Annotated in this window: 21 protein-coding genes; 17 read left to right on the top strand and 4 right to left on the bottom strand. The window is 43.9% G+C overall.

Annotation, left to right across the window (positions count from 1 at the left end):
• Positions 1–206 precede the first annotated feature (206 nt).
• The 13 genes from AC3IRT_RS13200 (at position 207) to AC3IRT_RS13140 (ending at position 12,644) form a co-directional block, all read left to right on the top strand.
• Positions 207–2,822: a SusC/RagA family TonB-linked outer membrane protein gene (locus AC3IRT_RS13200; protein ID WP_489393682.1), complete on the top strand. Its 2,616-nt coding sequence runs from the start codon at positions 207–209 to the stop codon at positions 2,820–2,822.
• A complete protein-coding gene (locus AC3IRT_RS13195; RefSeq protein WP_489393681.1) occupies positions 2,813–3,259 on the top strand; it encodes a hypothetical protein in 447 nt (148 codons plus the stop codon). The genes AC3IRT_RS13200 and AC3IRT_RS13195 overlap by 10 nt, the downstream gene beginning before the upstream one ends.
• A gap of 31 nt (positions 3,260–3,290) precedes the next feature.
• Entirely contained in the window at positions 3,291–3,995 is a 705-nt protein-coding gene (locus AC3IRT_RS13190) for a RagB/SusD family nutrient uptake outer membrane protein (protein WP_489393680.1), read from the top strand.
• A complete protein-coding gene (locus AC3IRT_RS13185) occupies positions 3,932–4,387 on the top strand; it encodes a hypothetical protein (protein WP_489393679.1) in 456 nt (151 codons plus the stop codon). The genes AC3IRT_RS13190 and AC3IRT_RS13185 overlap by 64 nt, the downstream gene beginning before the upstream one ends.
• Before the next feature lie 23 nt (positions 4,388–4,410).
• Positions 4,411–4,638 (top strand): RagB/SusD family nutrient uptake outer membrane protein, encoded by a 228-nt coding sequence (locus AC3IRT_RS13180; protein WP_489393678.1) that lies wholly within the window; start codon positions 4,411–4,413, stop codon positions 4,636–4,638.
• Between the two features lie 23 nt (positions 4,639–4,661).
• Complete coding sequence (locus tag AC3IRT_RS13175) at positions 4,662–5,996, top strand: beta-carotene 15,15'-monooxygenase (protein ID WP_489393677.1); 1,335 nt, start codon at positions 4,662–4,664, stop codon at positions 5,994–5,996.
• A 20-nt stretch (positions 5,997–6,016) separates the two neighbouring features.
• Positions 6,017–6,928, top strand: a complete 912-nt coding sequence (locus AC3IRT_RS13170) for a hypothetical protein (RefSeq protein ID WP_489393676.1) — start codon at positions 6,017–6,019, stop codon at positions 6,926–6,928.
• A 6-nt stretch (positions 6,929–6,934) separates the two neighbouring features.
• On the top strand, positions 6,935–7,486 hold the full coding sequence (locus AC3IRT_RS13165) for a hypothetical protein (RefSeq protein WP_489393675.1): 552 nt from the start codon (positions 6,935–6,937) through the stop codon (positions 7,484–7,486).
• A gap of 20 nt (positions 7,487–7,506) precedes the next feature.
• Positions 7,507–8,937, top strand: a complete 1,431-nt coding sequence (locus AC3IRT_RS13160; RefSeq protein ID WP_489393674.1) for an MBL fold metallo-hydrolase — start codon at positions 7,507–7,509, stop codon at positions 8,935–8,937.
• A gap of 25 nt (positions 8,938–8,962) precedes the next feature.
• A complete protein-coding gene (locus AC3IRT_RS13155; protein ID WP_489393673.1) occupies positions 8,963–9,610 on the top strand; it encodes a hypothetical protein in 648 nt (215 codons plus the stop codon).
• A 14-nt stretch (positions 9,611–9,624) separates the two neighbouring features.
• Complete coding sequence (locus AC3IRT_RS13150) at positions 9,625–9,783, top strand: hypothetical protein (protein ID WP_489393672.1); 159 nt, start codon at positions 9,625–9,627, stop codon at positions 9,781–9,783.
• 52 nt (positions 9,784–9,835) lie between these two features.
• Entirely contained in the window at positions 9,836–11,269 is a 1,434-nt protein-coding gene (locus tag AC3IRT_RS13145; protein WP_489393671.1) for a phytoene desaturase family protein, read from the top strand.
• A 148-nt stretch (positions 11,270–11,417) separates the two neighbouring features.
• A complete protein-coding gene (locus AC3IRT_RS13140; RefSeq protein ID WP_489393670.1) occupies positions 11,418–12,644 on the top strand; it encodes an MFS transporter in 1,227 nt (408 codons plus the stop codon).
• Between the two features lie 3 nt (positions 12,645–12,647).
• On the opposite strand, the gene AC3IRT_RS13135 is transcribed toward AC3IRT_RS13140, so the two are convergent.
• From AC3IRT_RS13135 to AC3IRT_RS13125, 3 genes are all read right to left on the bottom strand, one after another.
• Positions 12,648–13,250, bottom strand: coding sequence for an HD domain-containing protein (locus AC3IRT_RS13135; RefSeq protein ID WP_489393669.1), 603 nt, complete (start codon positions 13,248–13,250; stop codon positions 12,648–12,650).
• 64 nt (positions 13,251–13,314) lie between these two features.
• Entirely contained in the window at positions 13,315–13,905 is a 591-nt protein-coding gene (locus AC3IRT_RS13130) for a C40 family peptidase (protein ID WP_489393668.1), read from the bottom strand.
• The gene (locus AC3IRT_RS13125) at positions 13,896–14,204 is read right to left on the bottom strand and encodes a hypothetical protein (protein ID WP_489393667.1); all 309 of its coding nucleotides are present in this window, start codon (positions 14,202–14,204) and stop codon (positions 13,896–13,898) included. Before AC3IRT_RS13125 ends, AC3IRT_RS13130 begins: the two co-directional genes overlap by 10 nt.
• Positions 14,205–14,356: 152 nt before the next feature.
• Between AC3IRT_RS13125 and AC3IRT_RS13120 the strand changes: the two genes are divergently transcribed.
• Positions 14,357–15,406 carry a type I restriction endonuclease gene (locus AC3IRT_RS13120; RefSeq protein WP_489393666.1) on the top strand — a complete coding sequence of 350 codons (1,050 nt, stop codon included), beginning with the start codon at positions 14,357–14,359 and terminating at the stop codon, positions 15,404–15,406.
• A gap of 18 nt (positions 15,407–15,424) precedes the next feature.
• Here the strand turns inward: AC3IRT_RS13120 and AC3IRT_RS13115 are convergent, their stop codons facing one another.
• Positions 15,425–16,444: a hypothetical protein gene (locus tag AC3IRT_RS13115; RefSeq protein WP_489393665.1), complete on the bottom strand. Its 1,020-nt coding sequence runs from the start codon at positions 16,442–16,444 to the stop codon at positions 15,425–15,427.
• Positions 16,445–16,860: 416 nt separating this feature from the next.
• Here AC3IRT_RS13115 and AC3IRT_RS13110 point away from each other — a divergent pair, with 416 nt between their 5' ends.
• From AC3IRT_RS13110 to AC3IRT_RS13100, 3 genes are all read left to right on the top strand, one after another.
• Positions 16,861–17,022 carry a hypothetical protein gene (locus AC3IRT_RS13110; RefSeq protein WP_489393664.1) on the top strand — a complete coding sequence of 54 codons (162 nt, stop codon included), beginning with the start codon at positions 16,861–16,863 and terminating at the stop codon, positions 17,020–17,022.
• 108 nt (positions 17,023–17,130) lie between these two features.
• Positions 17,131–18,816, top strand: a complete 1,686-nt coding sequence (locus AC3IRT_RS13105) for a tetratricopeptide repeat-containing sensor histidine kinase (RefSeq protein ID WP_489393663.1) — start codon at positions 17,131–17,133, stop codon at positions 18,814–18,816.
• Positions 18,817–18,828: 12 nt separating this feature from the next.
• On the top strand, positions 18,829–19,494 hold the full coding sequence (locus AC3IRT_RS13100) for a response regulator (RefSeq protein WP_489393662.1): 666 nt from the start codon (positions 18,829–18,831) through the stop codon (positions 19,492–19,494).
• The last annotated feature ends 197 nt before the right edge of the window (positions 19,495–19,691 follow it).

Raw genomic sequence — 19,691 nt, 5'->3', positions numbered from 1 at the left:
AACATGCAGTACCAAATTAACTCTTCTGGCCTCTACAATTCTCTGACGTTCAGCATAATTTCCCCTATGAACAGCCTATTGTGTCCTACTACACGAATGTGTAGCTAGCACGACCTCCTGAGGCAACAGCTTCATTTCCCAGATACAGTATCACAAGTATTAATTGGCGTTGGCACTTGTAGTATTTCACTTTAAAACTTACCCCTATGAAAAATAGAGTATTTAGGTACTCCTTGACAATTCTTTTGTCACATCTCTTACTATATCCCGTCTTTTCTCAAGAATCCAAACCTTTGGTCAATGCAACATTAAGGGGCACGATCATCGATTCCTTAACGAAAGAACCCATCGAAGGCGTAACCATACAGCTACAGGGCGTTACGCACAGCTTAAAGTCAGATGTGCACGGAAACTTTCAGATCGTTACCGGTCAGAAATTGCCACTTACGATTCTGCTTTCCTCGCTTGGCTATAGCTCCAAAACCATTATAGCCAACCGACCTGAAATTAATATTGTATTGCAGCCGAGTTCGGATCGATTAGAAGAAATGGTGGTCGTCGGTTACGGCACGCAACGCCGTCGCGATTTGACCGGATCGGTCGCCAGAATTGACGCTGCCGAAGTCAACAAGCTTCCCGTTGCAAGCTTCGATGCGCAGTTGCAAGGTAAATTGCCGGGTGTGCAGGTAGTCACCAATTCTGGTGTGCCGGGAGAGAGTATCTTTTTGCGTGTGCGTGGTACTACCTCCATCAATTCCAGTAGCGATCCATTATATATTGTTGATGGCGTTTTTCTGAACAACACTTCGCTACAAACCATCGGCTTGGGCGGGCGAACTAGTTCGCCACTCACTGATATTAATCCGGCCGATATCGAATCCATTGAAGTGCTCAAAGATGCATCTGCAACCGCCATTTATGGTTCGCGCGGTGCCAATGGCGTGATTATCATCACGACTAAAAAAGGAAGTTATGGTACTAAAACCAAAATTGACGTCAATGTTTTAGGTGGCTGGGCTGAAGCCAATAAAGCATTGCTGCCAAAATTGGCCTCCGGACCAGAAACGGCTACTTTGGCAAATGAGTGGTGGATTAACTCAGGTCTGGACAACCCGGCGCTGAACCAAACGTTTGCCAATAGACCATTTAGGCCAATTGCGGAAGGCGGGCGTGGAAATCCCGAAGATCAGGAAACCTTTGACCGTCTGGGATTTTTGCTTAGAAATGGCAAGCTACAAGATTATAGCGTCGGTATCCAAGGCGGTGGCGACCGATCTCGCTTTTACATCGGTGCGGGCTACACGGGTCAAGAAGCCTTTATTAAGGTCATTGATTTTTCGCGTGCCAACCTTAAGTTTAACTTTGATCATCAGCTTTCCGATCGCGTCAAGATTGGTCTAACCAATAATTTTTCCAGAACATATCGGAATCAGGCACGTGCCGGCGATGGACCGCAGGTGAGTCTCTTCAACTCCGCTGTTTCTTCGGCTACGAACATTCCAATTTTCACCGAAGATGGTGCTGTTAATGGTGTGGATAACACATACACCTTGGTAGATAACTATGATGTAAATACCACTAGTTTACGATACATCGGAAGTGCCTTCGCGGAGATTGACCTGTGGAAAGGATTGAAACTCCGCTCTACCTTTAGTGTAGATTATAATTTGTACGATGAGTCGCAGTATTGGAATAGCAAAACGAGTATTGGCATTGCGAATGCCAACCAAGCTACGTCGGGCATCAGCCGCAATAGTACCTGGATCAATGAGCAAATATTGTCGTATCAGACCAATATCGGCAATCATCAACTTTCTGCCTTGCTCGGAAATACATTGCAAAGTAACACCTTAGACTACGCTTATCTAGAAGGAAATGGATTTGCTAATGACTCGTACAAGCTGATCTCTTCTGCTGCTACGGTGCGCGGATCGGAGAGCTGGTCGAAGTATACGCTTTCCTCATTTTTCGGACGGGTAGGCTACAATTATGCCGATCGATACTTTGCGGAAGCGACCTTGCGTACGGATGGTTCATCAAAATTTGGCGCAAACAATCGCTGGGGATATTTTCCGGCATTCTCACTCGGATGGCGCTTGAGCGAAGAGCAGTTTTTATCTAGTGCTGATTGGTTGAATGAATTCAAGATCCGTGGATCGTACGGTATCACCGGTAATCAAGCGGGCATCAGCAATTTTGCGGCGCGCGGATTGTGGTCGGGCGATGCGAGCTACGCCAATATTCACGGTACACCGCTTCCCGGTGTTGGTCCTTTCCAATTAGGCAATGATAATCTACGATGGGAACGCACTGCACAAACGGATTTGGGAATCGACGTCTCCTTATTCGATCATCGGCTAGGAATTACTGTGGATTTGTACCATAAGTATACTTCGGACTTATTGTTGGAGCAGCCGATTCAAGGTACGTCTGGTTTTTCAGATTATTGGGCCAATGTGGGCGAAATCAGCAATAAAGGCTATGAATTTCTGTTGAACTCCGTGAATATTAGAAAGCAAAACTTCACGTGGAATACCAGCTTAAATATTTCAGGAAATAGAAATAACATTGAGTACTTGCCTTCGCAGATTACGCAGTACACGCGAGATTGGGTGATCCTGACGGAAGGTCATTCGCTCAATTCATTTTGGCTATATGAGCAGTTATCGGTAGATCCGCAAACGGGAAATGCAGTATTTGATGGGCAGCTGCCTGATGGTTCATTACCTACTTCGGCACGTAAAGTATTTCGAAATGCGTATCCAAAATTTACGGCGGTATCGGGAACACCTTTACTTACAAGCAATTTGACTTGGGCGTAGATTTCAGTTTCCAGTATGGCAATTATTCCCTCAATCTATATCGATATTTTCGGGAACGCAATCCAAGCAGTGGTGGTGTTTTTGAAAATGTCTTGAACAGATGGCAAGAGCCCGGCGATGAGACAGATGTACCACGCTTGACTTCTGTGGGGCTGAATTATACCCTCGACGCGAATAGTCGGTACCTGGAAGATGCTTCTTTCTTTAAATTGAGGCAGCTCACCTTTGGATACAAATTGCCGCGTGAAATTGCGCAGAAAGCGGGCCTTTCCAATGCAAGGATTTACTTCTTGGGATCCAACCTATTTCTGTGGAGCAAATATACGGGTGACCCCGAATCCAGCGTCACGAGCAATCCGAACGCGCAAGGTATTGGTTCATTTGGTACTCCACCGCAACCTCGGACTTTTCAACTTGGTCTGAATGTCACCTTGTAGCATTTTTTGAATCTATCTAATCGAAATCAACATGAAAATCACGACATATTTTATACTTTTCCTGTCCTTTCTGACCCTCGCCGGTTGTGAATCCTTTCTGGATGTACAACCCAAAGATGCCGTTTCGGATGAGGTGACGATCGTCGATCGTACGTCGGCAGAGACGGCGGTACGCGGTATCTACAGCGCGCTCCGCGCTGATGGTTATTATGGCTATAGCTTTCAGATCTTGGGCTTTTTCTCGGGCGACAATATTGTTTACAGCGGTAGCCAGACCGTGCACCAAACATTGACCAATCATTCTGTCAGGTCTGATCTCGCGGTGTTGGCCACGGTGTGGAATCAAATTTACCATACCATCAACCGTGCGAATCACGTCATTGCCAAAGTACCTGCTTTGCCGGTCAGTACAGGATTTACGGAGGAGAACAAAAACCAACTCACGGGCGAAGCTTACTTCGTGCGCGCTCTGGCTTATTTTGATCTGGCACGCACGTGGGGCGGTGTACAACTTATTTTAGAACCGACGAGCTCGGCGAGCGCTCTGCCTGATGTGGCCAGAAGTACTTTACAACATATGAGCAGGTACATCTTGATTTGCAGCGCGCGGAAGAACTCCTGCCGGCGACAACCAATCGTATTCGCGCCACGAAACAGAGCGCTCGCGCCTTATTGGCTCGGTATTATCTCTATCAAAAAAACTGGGATCAAGCCGTTCGTTACGCTTCGTACCTGATCGAAGATCAGGCAAATTATGGTTTAGTAACACCTTATCACTCTTTTTATTCTAATAATGCGTCGAATACGCGCGAGTCGGTGTTCGAGCTTTTTTACGATGTGAATAATACCAATAATCAGGCAGGACAGTGGTTGGCGAGTGCCAATGGTGGAACCGCATGGATTCGTCCTTCAGGAGCTATATTTGATTTGCTAACTAATCCAGAAATCGGTGGCGACCGCTCTTCTTTGGTGTACCGCACCGCGACCGCCACCGAACCCAATGTGCTCATTGGCAATCTGTATTATCGCGTCAATCGTACGGATCCGGCTTTCCTGATCCGCACGGCGGAGTTATATCTAATCAGAGCGGAGGCGCTGGCGATCTGCTCTCCGCAACAGCAGATCTAAATGCTGTACGTGCCCGAGCAAATGTGCCGCTCTTCACCGAATCATCCGATCGTGCTGCTGTAATTCTGGCGATTGAGCAAGAAAATAGGGTGGAGTTTGCCTTAGAAAATCATCGTTGGTACGACCTCATTCGCATAGGCCGAGCACAAGAAGTGCTTCAGATATCCGATGCGAATCGTCTAGTGCTGCCCATTCCTTTTTCTCAACTTGCTATTGATCCGAATTTAGAACAAAATCCAGGATTGGATTAAATCTCTCACCTAACATGACCGCTGTGCTTACTATATCAAAATCAAATTACCGCTTTCTGTTGGAAATAGGAGTGCTGTTCTTCTTGGTTCTGTCTATTCCATATGATCCGTATCTATACGAATCGCTAGCCAATGGGCCATTATTTTCCTTTGAAAATGCCTTTCAATTGGCCACTTACCGTACGTCTTTTATTAGCGAAGGCGCGTATGTAGGTTCGGATGTTCCGGGTTATTATAATTGGTTAATCGCTCTCGTCGCTGCTTTCGCATTGGTTCTAGCGTTCGGTAACTATTTTCGCAAACGATATACGATAGAGGAGGAGACGCTTTATTATTGGTTGCGTGTTTTATTGCGCTATCGCTTAGCGCTCGCTATCGCTTTTTTAGGAATAGTGAAGGTATTACCGATCCAAATTCCCGAACCGACGCTCAGCGATCTACATACAGAATATGGTGATTTTTTGCGTTGGAAGCTCTATTACCTCACCAATGGTATCGCCACGGCTGGATATTTACCACTGATCGGTGCATTGGAGGTCGTGGCTGGTTTACTGTTGTTGCATCGGCGCACCGCTGTTATTGGCGCTGGCTTATTAATCGCTGTATTGCTCAATGTGGTGATCGTCAACTATGTGTACGACATTGGCGAGCAGGTTTACAGTTCTTTTCTGTTGCTGATTGCTACGGTGATTTTTCTATACGATCTGCCTCGATTTTTGGCTTTGTTGGTAAAACATACCGGAGCATCACCAGACCTTTTCGTTCCACAATTCCCTCGTATTGTCTGGAGATCACGACCGTATTTACAAGTTGTTTTTCTTTTACTAATCGCTGGATTTAGCGTGCAGGCATATGTCGTGTGGAAAAATAGTAAGTTTCCCTTTCCAGAACAGCAAGGCCTGAGCAAATGGAAGGGCGTATACGATGTGAAGGATTTTGTGTGGAATGGCGATACGTTGGCCTATTCCCTAACGGATAAAAATCGTTGGAAGGATGTGGTTTTTGAGGAATGGAATACCGTGAGTGTACGCGATAATTTCACCGTAAAAGCCGACAGCTTGAAGCCGCGTATATCGGCGCAAAATGCCCGAAACTTTGAACACCTAGGCAATGGTGGCCGCCGTTTTTACCGCTATACCTACCGTAAAGTAAAAGCGGATAAGCCCGCAAATTTAGTGCTTAACGGACAGAATGATCCACAGCGAATATATATTTTTTTAGTGGATGAGGTAGATGACGCTACGCTTGTTCTCCGGGGAAAAGATCAGGCGGGCAATGCCTTACTAGTGCGTCTTGAAAGACAAGCGAAGAAGTATTTGCTGCAAGAAGGGAGAAGAAAACCTATCCGAATTTATTAATCGTTTAATTCTTGAACAAAATGGCAACTATATATACAATAACACCTCAGAGCGAGTCTAGCCAAAGCACTTCGTGGCGATATTGGGAAAAAGTGGCGTTTCGATTCGCCTTTATTTTCTTTATCCTGATGGTGATCCCATTGGATGGTAAATGGTATGAAAAAGTGATTGCCCCAGATTCTCTGTATGATTTTCTGGCTAGCATCGCCGGTGGTTCTCGATCGGGTTGGATAAGTATCGAATCAGAGAGCGGCAGTTGGGGATTTGCTTCCTATGTATCGTGGTGGTTTACGGCATTGGTCGCCGCTTTAGGAAGTTCGGTGTGGACCATATTGGCCCGCAATAGCCAACGGGATAATTACACGGTGCTTTATTATTGGCTTCGCGTAATTGTGCGCTATCGCATTGCCTTTGGTTTGATTGCCTTTGGCTTCATTAAGTTCTTTCCGATGCAGATGCCCTATCCATCTTTAGCAAACTTGAATACAGACTTTGGAGAATACGCACCCTTCAAATTGTATTGGCAGATCGTGGGGATATCGTACAAATACGAAATTTTTCTTGGGTTTCTAGAAATTGCCGCCGGCGCCTTACTTTTCTTCCGCGGTACGACAGCGATTGGTGCTATTATCAATGCTGGTGTGTTGTTTAATATTGGGCATGCTAATATTGCGTACGATGGTGCTGTGCACGTTTACAGCTCTTACTTTGTATTGCTGTCTTTATTTCTATTGCTACAATATGTGCCCGCTATCTGGCAATTATTCATCAAGCGCGAAGCGGTAACACCGCGGTATTATACCCCGATTTTTCAAAATCAATGGTTACGCATTGGTCATGTGGTGATCAAGTCAGTCATAATTATGCTTTTTGTCTTTGTATATGGTTATTTCAGGTACGATCGATTTTACAATGAAGGTCGGCTAAAATAACCGGTGTTGCCGGGTTTAGTGCAAGCGGCAGGACATTATCAAGTCACCACATTTGAATATAAGGGCGAGGTGCTGCCGTATAGTCCGCATGGTTCTATTCGTTGGCACGAAGCTTTCTTTGAACGCTATTCGACCTTGGTGTATAAAGTAAATAAACCGGCGGATATCGACTTAGGAAATGGCACGCCCGCCTTAAACGATGTGCTAAAAACCTATGAATTTACGGGTAAAGCAGGGGGAAAGACCTATTTGTACTACGAGATTGATTCTCTAGAAAATAGTTTATATCTGATCGATAAGAATAGAAAGTTTAGCGTTGATGAGCGTAAGTTGTTGGACAAAAAGCTGGATGTGGGTCTGAAAGCATTGTATGGCACACCTGTGGGCGATGGACTAGGAATATTGCGCTGGCAATATGAAAGACCAAGCACCAAGCGTATTGTACTCAGCGGGCTGGATGCCGAGCAAGATTCCATAAAGATTACGCTCGACAGATTAGACGAACAATACCTCACCGGTAAGGAATGGTACATGGAGAATCATCTCTTTACATATTAATCATTTTAGCACGTCACTACATGAAAAGAAGATTATTTATACATCAATCTCTGTTTGCGCTCGCCATAGCTGGAAGCAGCAAGATACTAGCTTGTACCGGTCGTAAGCAGGCAAATTATGAGATTAAACAATTTGAAGATGAAGGCTTATCCCAGTTTTCTTATGCGATAGAAGCGGACAAGAAATTGGTGGTCATCGATCCTTCGAGAGATCCCAGACCTTACTACGAATACGCGGCTGAGCGTGGAGCGGAGATCATTGCGGTGATAGAAACGCACAGCCATGCGGATTTCGTGAGCGCCCATTTACAGCTGCATCAAGAACGCAATATACCTGTTTTGGTGAGTAAGTTGGCCAAGGCGACATTTCCGCATCAAGCCTTTGATGAACCGGGTGTATTCCCAATTAGTGATCAAGTTTCGCTGCGTGCTATCAATACTCCCGGGCATTCTGCTGATAGTATTTCCGTGCTTTTGCTGGTTGACGGCAAAGAGGTGGCCGTATTTACAGGCGATGCACTTTTGTTGGGCGGTGTCGGTCGGCCAGATTTGCGGGAATATTCTGGCGAAGCCGCATCGCAACGGGAATATTTGGCAAAACAAATGTACGAAACCATACAGCATAAATACAGTCCATCGGCCGACGATCTATTGGTGTATCCAGCACATGGAGCAGGATCTTTATGTGGGCAAGCACTGAGTGAAGAGAAAGTAAGCACCATCGGGCAGGAAAGGAAAACGAATTTCGCTTTTCAACCGACGACGGAGGAAGCTTTCGTTGCACGTTTGCTGCGCGATCAGCCTGATATACCGGCTTATTTTCCCTTCGCCATCGAGGTCAATAAAAATGGAGCACAAATGTTGCTGCCGGCCTTATCTGCGGTGGCTCGGCTGTCTACGATTCCTCGTAGCGAACTTCCTACGCTAATTGTAGATACGCGGCCGGTAGAACAGTTTCATGCGGGACATATTGCGGGAGCGATAAATATCCCAGATCGACTCAAATCCGAAACCTGGCTCGGCACTTTGGTAGAACCCGATGAACCGTTTTATCTGATTGTGGAAGATCAACCCAGCATCCAGCCACGGCTGGAAAAAATAGCGAAGATCGGATACGAAGCGCTGGTAAAAGGCGTGCTGGTGTATGAAGAGCAGCAAAACGATGAGCAATCTGCCCCTTTCGATACGACGAACTTTGAAACACATCCAGAGCAATATGTGATCTTGGATGTGCGCTCTGAAGCAGAGGCTAAAGCCAAACCCATATTTGCCGATGCACAAGTTATTCCGCTAACGCGGCTCAAAGAGCAACTTGATGGTCTTAAGACCAATAAACCAATTGCGATACATTGTGCAACGGGTTATCGTTCGGCAGTGGCTAGCAGTCTGATCAAGAAATATAAACCCGCAGCGCAGGTGTTAGACATCGGCGAAAAAATTAAGCAATATTAAATTGATCACGCAAAAAAGAAGATCTATGAGAACAAATGTATTATGGGCGGTATGTGCTGGATTAGCGATTTGCTTTGCCAGCTGTCATGATCCGCAAGCAGTCAAAAATGCGGTAAAGAATACCGATGTAACGATCCACTATGGCGATGCCGCCAAATTTAAACAAGAGCTAGAACGTCTAAATGACAGTAGTCGGGTGCAAGTCGTGCTGCCCGATAGCCTACCTGTGGTATACGCTACGGAAGATGAAGTCTTAAACTTAGAAAATGGCATTGTCCTGTTTGGCTGGCCTCGCTGTCCTTGGTTTCGCAATGCCGTAGCACCTTTATTTGAATTTGCTAAGGAAGAACATGCGACGATTTACTACTTGGATATTCATGATATCCGAGATACTAAAGAGTTGGTTGACGGCAGCGTATCCACTACCAAAGAAGGCAGTGCGGGTTATCAGGCGATATTAGAAAAGTTTGATGCGATCTGGAATCCATATACCGTATTGGGTGTAGATTCCATTAAGCGGATTTCATCGCCTACCGTGCTATTTATCGAAAAGGGCAAAGCTGTGCATAAAGTGGTATCTACCGTAGTGTCGCAGACCGATCCTGCGGTTAAGCTTACTGCCACCCAGAGAGAAGAGCTCAAAGCACGTTATCGTACATATTTTACCCTTTAAATATATTATCAATCATGAAAAAAATCTTAAAAATAGCCATATTATTATCGACAGTTATCCTGCTTACCGCTTCTTGCGGCTCAGCGAGCGATAAGAAAAATGATGCCGTTGTGGATGCGACAGATTCTACTGCGGTAGCTGAGGATGTACAACCCAATACCGGATGCGATTAATTTGTGATAGCTGTGCTTTCTTCGTATATTATCTCAATAGCTTGATATATCCATGAGCAGATATGACGCCATTATTGTAGGTTCTGGTCCGAATGGGCTTGCTGCCGCCATCACCTTGCAACAGCAAGGACTTTATACGCTACTAATCGAAGGCGATGAACAGATCGGTGGCGGCATGCGCACAAAAGAACTCACGCTGCCGGGATTCAAACACGATGTTTGTTCCGCCATACATCCTATGGCCATGGCTTCACCTTTTTTCAATTCGCTGCCATTGGCGGCGCACGGGTTGGAATTTGTGACGCCAAGGTATGCCGCGGCTCACCCGCTAGATGATGGTGCCACGGCTTTTCTGCACAATAACTTGGCCGACACGACGGCAGGTTTGGGAGTGGATGGCAAGCGGTATCAAAAGTTGATTGAACCCGTATTGGCACAGTGGGAATCGCTGGCCAAAGCGATTATGGGGCCGCTGCGGTTTCCGGATAATCCGTTGAATCTGGCGGCGTTTGGTTTGCATGCGCTGCAACCTGCGAGTTGGATTGCGCGTGGTTTTCAAACGGACCAAGCTGCCGCGCTTTGGGCAGGTATGGCTGCACACGGCATTCAGCCGCTCAGCAATTGGACGACTTCTGCGATTGCTTTGGTACTATCGGCAGTCGGAAATAAATACGGATGGCCAGTACCTGTCGGCGGTTCGCAGGCGATTGCGAATGCTTTGCTTAGCTACTATCAATCGTTGGGCGGCGAGTTGCAAACGGGGAATTGGGTAGATGATATCGCAGCATTGCCTTCGCACAAGATCCTGATCCTTGACTTGACACCAAAGCAATTATTGGCGCTGAAAGGCCTGCGTTTTTCGACAGGATATACGCGGCAATTGCAACAGTTTCGGCAAGGGATGGGTGTCTTCAAAATCGATTGGGCGCTTTCGGAGAAAACTCCTTTTCGGGATCTACGCTGTCAAGAAGCTGCTACCGTGCACTTAGGCAATACTTACGCGGAAATCGCGGCAAATGAACAAGCTAGTCATTTCGGCAAAAAAGTTCAAAAACCGTTCGTGCTGTTTACGCAGCAAAGTGCATTTGATAACCAGCGAGCGCCTGCAGGGAAGCACACAGGATGGGCGTATTGTCATGTGCCCAATGGCTCGCCAGAAGATTATACAGTGGAAATAGAAGCGCAAGTCGAACGATTCGCACCGGGTTTTCGAGATACCATCTTAGCGCGACATACCTACAGTCCTGCGCAGTTAGAATCGTATAACCCGAACTATGTAGGTGGCGATATCAATGGCGGAATTATGGATATCTTCCAGTTGTATACACGGCCTGTACGATCGCTGACACCATACCGCACATCGGTAAAAAATGTATATATCTGCTCATCTTCTACGCCTCCTGGTGGCGGAGTACATGGTATGTCGGGCTATCATGCGGCCAAGACAGCGTTGAAAGATCATTTTGATATTAGTACTACCGTGTGAAATTGCGAATAATTCGCGCAATGTAAACGAAAGCCCGCCGGCAATTTCATGATAGGCTCTTATTTTTACGGAGATGATACAGATTGAAATATTGCAGGTTTGTTTTAGAATTAATTTTATGTAGTTTCATTTTACAAACCAATTGTAAATGAACGATCAAGTCAAAAAGAGGAATACTGTTCTCATAGTTCTGGTAGCCTCACTCGGTTACTTTGTAGATATCTACGATCTCATTCTATTTTCGGTAGTACGCATAAAAAGTCTGACAGATTTAGGTGTGTCCGAAGAAGATATGCTACGCATAGGTGCTACGATCATCAATAGCCAAATGTTAGGCATGTTGGTCGGCGGGATATTGTGGGGCGTACTAGGCGATAAAAAAGGCAGATTGAGGGTCTTGTTTGGTTCTATCATCACCTATTCACTGGCCAATATTGCGAATGGTTTCGTTACAACGGTAGACCAATACACCATCGTTCGATTTATTGGAGGCATTGGTTTAGCTGGTGAATTGGGCGCCGGAATTACGCTGGTGACGGAAACCATGAGTAAAAAGAATCGGGGTTACGGAACCATGATCGTTGCTGCTGTTGGTTTGTTAGGTGCGGTGATGGCCGCTTTAATTAGTGCTCGGTATACTTGGCAAACCAGTTATTTTATCGGTGGCGGAATGGGTTTGCTATTGCTCACCTTAAGGATTGGCCTTGTCGAGTCGGGCATGTTTAAAGAGACGACCGACAATAAACAGGTGCAGCGAGGTAATCTCATGATGCTATTCAACAATTGGTCGCGATTCAAAAAATATGTGTGCTGTATTTTGATAGGCTTACCCTTGTGGTACGTGGTTGGGGTGTTAATTACGTTTTCGCCAGAATTTGGAAGAGCCTTGAATGCTACCGGAGTTTTGGATGCAGGAAAGGGGATCATGTATTGCTATATCGGTATTTCGATTGGTGATGTGGTTGCCGGTCTGTTGGCTCAAGTACTTAAATCAAGAAAAAAGGTCATGTTGAGTTTTATCATTCTGACCACCATCATCGTTGGAATTTACCTCAACTCCTACGGCCTCACACCAGAAGGTTTTATTATTCTTAGTTTACTGTTGGGGTTTGTTTCCGGTTATTGGGCTACTTTTGTGACGATTGCGGCCGAGCAGTTCGGTACGAATTTGCGAGCGACCGTGACAACGACAGTTCCCAATTTTGTGCGCGGATCCTTAGTCGCTATTACCTTAGGTTTTCAATTTTTTAAGGATCAGATTGGTATTCTGGAAGGTGCTATGGTGGTTGGTGCAATGACTGTCGTGATCGCCCTGTTAGCCTTGAGCCAGCTAAAAGAGAGCTTCGGTAAAGACTTAGATTATATCGAAGAATAGCGGTTAATCGGTCGTATTCTTCTTTAAGAAACCTTTTTCTACGCCTTCGTCGATTAAGATTTCAGCATACATCCATAGATCTGCAGCGCCCTCTTTGATCACACTTTTCTTGGCGTAGACTTTATCATAATTGACGCCAGGCTCGTGCCACGTGCCGCCATTGTTGGAGCTGTTTTGTAACAAGGGCTCTAATCGATCCATGGCTCGAGCAAACTTAGCCTTTGGGCTGATTCCAGCTTCAAACTCTTCCCAAATAGCAATCAATTCCCGCGCTGTCTCCTCTGGTAATAATCCGAAAATGCGTTGTGCCGCCAAACGCTCTTCATCGGTATTATCGTGGCTCTTTTGTGTGTCATAGATAAAGGTGTCGCCGGCGTCAATCTCTACCACATCGTGAATCAATACCATTTTAATCACTTTCAATACATCCACCTTCTCATTAGCATGTTCGGTTAGTACGATGGCCATGAGTGCCAAGTGCCAACTATGCTCGGCGCTATTCTCACATCGATCACTATGAAACAGTTTCGTTCTGCGTTGAATGTATTTCAGTTTGTCAATCTCTTTGATAAAGGCAAGCTGCTTTGTCAGATTCTCTGGCGTCATGATGATGCAGTTTATTTACGAATGAATATTTAAGCGGTAAAAGTATAAATCCTGCAAAAAAGGATTAAAGTACGCGAACTACTTTCATAAATCTGCGTTGGTAACTGCCTTCCAGATTGGTTTCTGTTACGGCTTGCGCTTTACCCGAGCTGGCATGTATAAATCGTAAACCTTCTTTGTCCTCATTTGACAACACAATACCGACATGTCCAATGCTACGCTTAGCAGGATTGGTACCCGTAAACAAAATGATGTCCCCAGCTTTTGCTTCCCCCAAAGCAACATCTTCGCCGGCTTGTCCCATGGCAGAAGAACTTCTCGGTAAGCTGATCCCAAATTCCTTAAAAACATAATATACGAAACCGGAGCAATCAAAGCCCTTGCTAGGATTTGTTTGACCGTACCGATAGGGTACACCCAATAACTTTTTAGCAAATGCAATTAGCTCTTTATCCGCATCTACTTCCGACTTGACCGCTACGATATCATGTGTATTTGCGCCAATATTAAGGTAGGATTCGGTGTGAAATTTTGCATTTAATGAATGATTATTCAGGAAACACAAGCCCGTTAGACAGGATATTTTGATAAGATGCGCTGCTTTCATGAATGCAAAGCTACGGAAAATGAGGTAATTGCCCTGAGTTAGTTGCATAAGCTGCGATCCACATACGTTTTATTGCCGTTGCTGTTGATGTAGTAACAGCCTCCGCGCGGACCGCGAATGTAGTTTCTTGCGGATGAAACAGGCGATGAGCTTTTCTTCCCATCTGTTGTGTTTTTAGTCGCGGCAGGCTGCTCTTTGCTGCCACTCACATCATATTGTGCATACGTCCAAGTTCCGTCGGGTCGGAGAATTACTCTTTTTCCATCCGTCGTAGTAGCATATTTATTTTGTGCCAGTACTGGATGCGCCAGAAGGATGTGGAGGAATAAGAAGTACACGATTTTCATGGGAATAAATTTGATGGCGCAAAAACGCTATTTTTTTTGAACTGTGATTGGGGTTTCCCGTAATGCTGCATTATATCAGACGATTACCTTTATTTTCTGAAAAAAGAATGCTGAGCCTATACTAATTAATCATTACAAAACGAGATTATACCATGGATTTTAAAGATGAAATTCGACAATTTGGGAAGCGCGTAGATCGGCTTTTACCACAAATCAAAACGGAGGAGGCCACCAAGACCTCACTGGTACTTCCTTTTTTGAGAATCCTAGGATACGATGTTTTCGATCCTTTTGAAGTGCATCCAGAATTTATTGCCGACATCGGCATCAAAAAAGGAGAGAAAGTAGATTATGCTATTTTGCGCGAGGAGAAGCCGACCATCCTGATCGAATGCAAGCATTATGCAGATGGTTTGGATCCACACAATTCGCAGTTGTTCCGATATTTTCATACCACAGAAGCTAAATTCGGCCTGCTAACAAATGGGATAGAATACCGCTTCTACACGGATTTGGTAACACCAAATAAGATGGACGAAAAGCCTTTCTTCGAGTTTAAAATATCTGATATCAGAGATAATGAGATACTAGAGCTGCGGAAGTTTCACAAATCTGTTTTTGATTTAGATAGTATTTCTACGGCGGCGAGCGATCTTAAATATTCTACTGAATTGGCGATTCTAGTTGCGGCCGAGATGCAACATCCTACCGATGAATTTGTGCGGTACTTTGCTAAACAGGTGTATCCAAGTATGGTGACCGCCAAAATTCTAGAACAATTCAACCCTTTGGTAAAAAGAGTTTTCACCCAGATTGTACATGACCAGATTGCCGATCGCTTGAAAAGTGCGCTAAAGAAGGAGACCGATGCGGAGGAACAAACGACCACGCAGGCGGTAGAACCCAGCTCGCTGGTGATCACTACGCAGGAAGAGATTGATGGCTTTTTAATCGTCAAATCGATCTTGCGTAAAGACATTGAAGTAGGTCGGATATTTATGCGCGACAATCAATCGTATTGCGGTATCATCTTGGATGACAACAATAGGAAACCTATTTGCCGGTTCTATTTCACGCCAAATCGACTTCGTCTTGGGTTATTTGACAAGGAAAAGAAGGAAGCGAAAGTAGATCTTCAGCAATTAGACGATATATACCGCTACGCAGAGCAGCTCGCCGAAACGGTAGCCAATTACGAATAACGAAAAAGGAGCAGTAGATTAATCTACTGCTCCTTTTTCGTTATTGACTTTGCCCATAGCGTATTTCTCAATGATATGTAATGTGGCTGCTTTCAGCGATCGATTTGGATGGATTGGGTGCAAGCCAGGGCAGGTGAAAAATTCTACTTCCGTGTCAATTTTCGAATACCACACTTTATTAACGTGATCTTTTGTTAAGGTATCCTTTCGTGTAATGCGTTTAAAGTTTTCTAGCTTTTCGTTATTTAAGGCAAGGCATTGAAGCTGAAAATCCACTTCATCACAATGAATTGCGATGTACCTTTCTCCATCCCAATACATACACTGCTTATGTGGCCACGAGTAAAATGCCATGAATAGCGTAATTACAAGCGCGCTTGCCATAATCGATAAAGATTTTTTGTCTTTTAATTTCCAAAGGGGATCACCTAAGGAAGCTGTTTTATTATGTTTTCCGCTACTATCTGTAAGCGGCGTATTTTGCGTGCTTGTGTCATCATTATTGGGCAGATCAGTGATAAGAATGGGTTGGTCACTATCTATTGGTGGAAAAGGAGTCGTGTTGTCTTCACCAGTCATTTCTTCTGGATCTCCTTTTTCTACTTCAGCGATAGACCCGGTTTCCTCAGCCTTTTTGTCTCCGTCATCGCCCAGTATTACAATTTCACCTTCATCAAACCCTTTTTCTCTCCAAGCAGGGTAAGGTCGCGGTTGAAAGTCAATGAAGATGGAAAGTAGGATAATGGTGTCATCAGTTGGAATCGTGGTTCTTCCTTGAATAAAGTATTGAATGGGTCTGAACTTGTCGATACTTTCATGCGTGATCGCTCGTGTCAGATTTTCAAACTTCTTCGCATTGTTGAAGATTTTTTCCAGCGAAGGAATGTCCTTTTGCAATTCCCCAGATGCAAGTTTTGATAAAAGTAAATCTTTCAGCTTGGCTGGTGAGATACTTTCTAATTCATTAAGATCATTATCTGCTTTTTTCTGTAGGTAGAACTCGATAACGGCTTTATTAAAGTCAATTATTGTTGGCATAGGTACAAAATTACATCTATCCACTCATCGGAATTTACGGAAAACCATAAGCCTTTCTATGTATCCCCATCACTTTCTTTCGTCGGAAAAACCGGAATTCCATCGGAATTTTCGGAATAGATTCGGAAAGATCGGAATCATCGGAAATACCTTTCTGTCAGCGTGTTGAACGCTATATATTTGCTTTCGGAATCAGGTAATAGATTAGTTCGTTCTTTCGAGGAAAGATACGAAACAGATTCCAAAATGAGAAAATACTGCGGCATTCTTTAGCCGGTTTGGGAAGCAGCTTTAGTCTTCCGCAGTACGATCTCCTACTTCCCAAAAAATCAGAAGGCCTTCTGAAAACAATTGTAGCAATCCCATGCACGGCGCATGCGGACCTACCAAGTTTTTGACTTTTAATTTTTTGAGCAATGTGGTATTTAATTTTTCTTTTAATGATCGGACAAGGTGGACAAACAACTCCTGTAACGGATTCAGATGGTCAAACAACCATTCAAAATACAGATGGAGACGGGGGAGATGAGGGTGATGCAGGAACTGTAATTCCGCCAAAACCTCCAACAAAACCGTAAGTAGGGACTTATAATTAATTTACTATCGAAGGGCAACATTTTAGTTGCCCTTTTTTGTTTATGCTAAATATTACATACTTTAGTTGAGTAACTCTACCTGCCTCTACTTTGAAAAACGCGCTTTATATTTTCGCAGTCATCTTCTTTTTGTCCTGCTCAGATAAACCTGAAAAAACTGTAATCCAATCTGAAAATTACGATTATAATGATGCCTATCATTTTTTGAATGAAGGCAGATCCGATAGTGCATTCTTAAAATTCAGTCAGGCAAAAGATCATTTTGAGAATATTAATGATAGCTTAAATGTCGCCAATTGTTTGCTGATGATGGCCATTATTCAAAGGGAAGCTGGCGACTTCTTTGGCGCACAAGAAACAGCGCTACAGGCGAATGACTTTTTGAATAAACAAAAACAGGAGCATTTTCAATACCTAAGTTCGAATTATAATACTTTGGGAATGACTAGCCGTAATCTTAAAAATTATGATGATGCGCTGTCTTTTTTTAAAAATACCTTAACTTTTTCTCAAGATTCGACTAATATATCCATATTTCAGAACAACATCGCTCTAGTCTATCAAGATCTACGACGATATGACAAAGCAGATGAGATTTTTCAGAGTATCTTATCTCGACCTTATATAGAACGCAAAGAATATGCTCGTACGCTATCCAATCAAGCCAATGCGCGGCGAGAAAATGATTCCACCTATATAGCAGCTCCAGAATTATTGAAAGCATTAGACATACGTGTTCAGGAGAAAGACATTTGGGGTCAAAATGCAAGTTATGCACATCTCGCGGATTATTACAAAGAACAACGTCCAGATTCATCATTATTCTACGCCCGTAAACAGTACGCTGCGGCTTTAAAAGTTAAAAGTCCGGATGCGCAGGTACGAGCCCTAAGGCGATTAATCCAAACGGGGAATAGGGATTCCTTACAAACATATTTCACAAGTTATAGTACGCTCACTGATAGTTTAGAAAATGCCCGTAATGCCGCGAAAAATCAATTTGCACTAATTCGATATGAAGTCGAGAAAAATAAAGCCGATAACCTGCGTTTGGAAAATGATAATGTGGAGAAATCGGCTCGCCTTTCCCGACAACGTGTAATGACGGGTGGACTTGCTTTATTCATTATTGTCGGTGGTGTAGGAGGTAGGTTTTGGTACAGGAAGCGAAAAGAACGGTTGGAATTAGAAGCACAAAACAAGATCAAGGCTAGCAAGCTAGCCACATCCCGTAAGGTGCATGATGTGGTGGCCAATGGTATTTACCGCGTGATGAATGAAATAGAGTACAATCAGCAATTGGATCCCGATAGTTTGCTGGATAAGCTGGAAATCATGTATAATAAATCGCGCGATATATCTTATGAGGCCGAAGAAACGATAGAAGCGCCCAGTGCGTATCATGATGCACTCGGCGAACTGCTGAAATCTTTTGCCAAGTCTAATCGCCTTGTATTGATCGCTGGTAACGATGCCAAACTGTGGCATGATGTCAGCGATCAAGCAAAATCTGAATTGAAAGAGGTATTGCTTGAAATGATGGTGAATATGGCAAAACATAGTCAAGCGACAAGCGTAGTGATACGTTTTGGTCTAGAAGGCGAGCATTTGAATATTCATTATCAGGATGACGGTGTAGGAATGCATGCCGATGCACCAAAGGGAAAAGGTCGCCAAAATACGGTTTCCCGTATTCATGCATTGAGAGGAGAAATTATCTTTGCTAGCGAACTAGGTAAAGGACTTAAAATAGATATCCATTTCCCGATTCGTTAATAGATTAAAAGTATGTTCAAAAAAATTCTTATCGCGGAAGATCAACAAAGCGCTAATATATCGTTGCAGAAAACATTACATGACCTTCAGATTGAGACGACAGATTATGTATACTATTGTGATCACGCGTTATCGTGGATCAAAAATGCACAACGAGCCGACGAGCCGTATGATTTACTGATTACTGATTTAAGTTTTGAGCCAGATAATAATACACAAGTATTGGAGCACGGTACCGATCTAATCCGTGAAGCCAAAAGTGTACATCCGGATTTGAAAGTCATCGTATTCTCTGGGGAGAATCGCCCGAGTGTGATTGATGATCTTTTCGAAAATTTGAAGATTGATGGTTATGTACGGAAGGCGCGTCACGATGCCGATCATCTCAAGCAAGCCATTCATACTGTATATCGTGAAAAACGCTATCAACCCTCTGCTATAAAGCAAGCTATACGCGAAGAAAATTCTTTCGAATTTACCACCGTAGATATTGCCATTGTATCCTTATTATATCAAGGTGAAATGCAAAAAAACATTCCTTTCATACTAAAACAAAGACAACTAAAACCCTGCAGCCTAAGCAGTGTCGAAAAGCGGTTGAATATCATGAAAGAAGCGTTGGGTTTTGTGAAAAATGAACAGCTTGCGGTATACTGTAAAGAGAAGGGGTTGATCTAAAAAATGAAGCAACAATCCAATCCTAATATTATTAACAAGGAGACTGCATTAGCAGTCTCTTTTTGTTTTTAATAAATTGATAGTCAAATGAATGTGAATTTTTGCGTTACGGAAAACCGTAAATTAATTCCGAAAGAAGCCACTACTTTTGGTGCATTAACAAACCACGGATTAGGCGCATAGTGCGGCTCGACCGT

The organism is Sphingobacterium sp. KH_072 (assembly GCF_057837975.1).
Note: the sequence above shows the minus strand (reverse complement) of the source record. Positions and strands in the feature narration are given on the sequence as shown.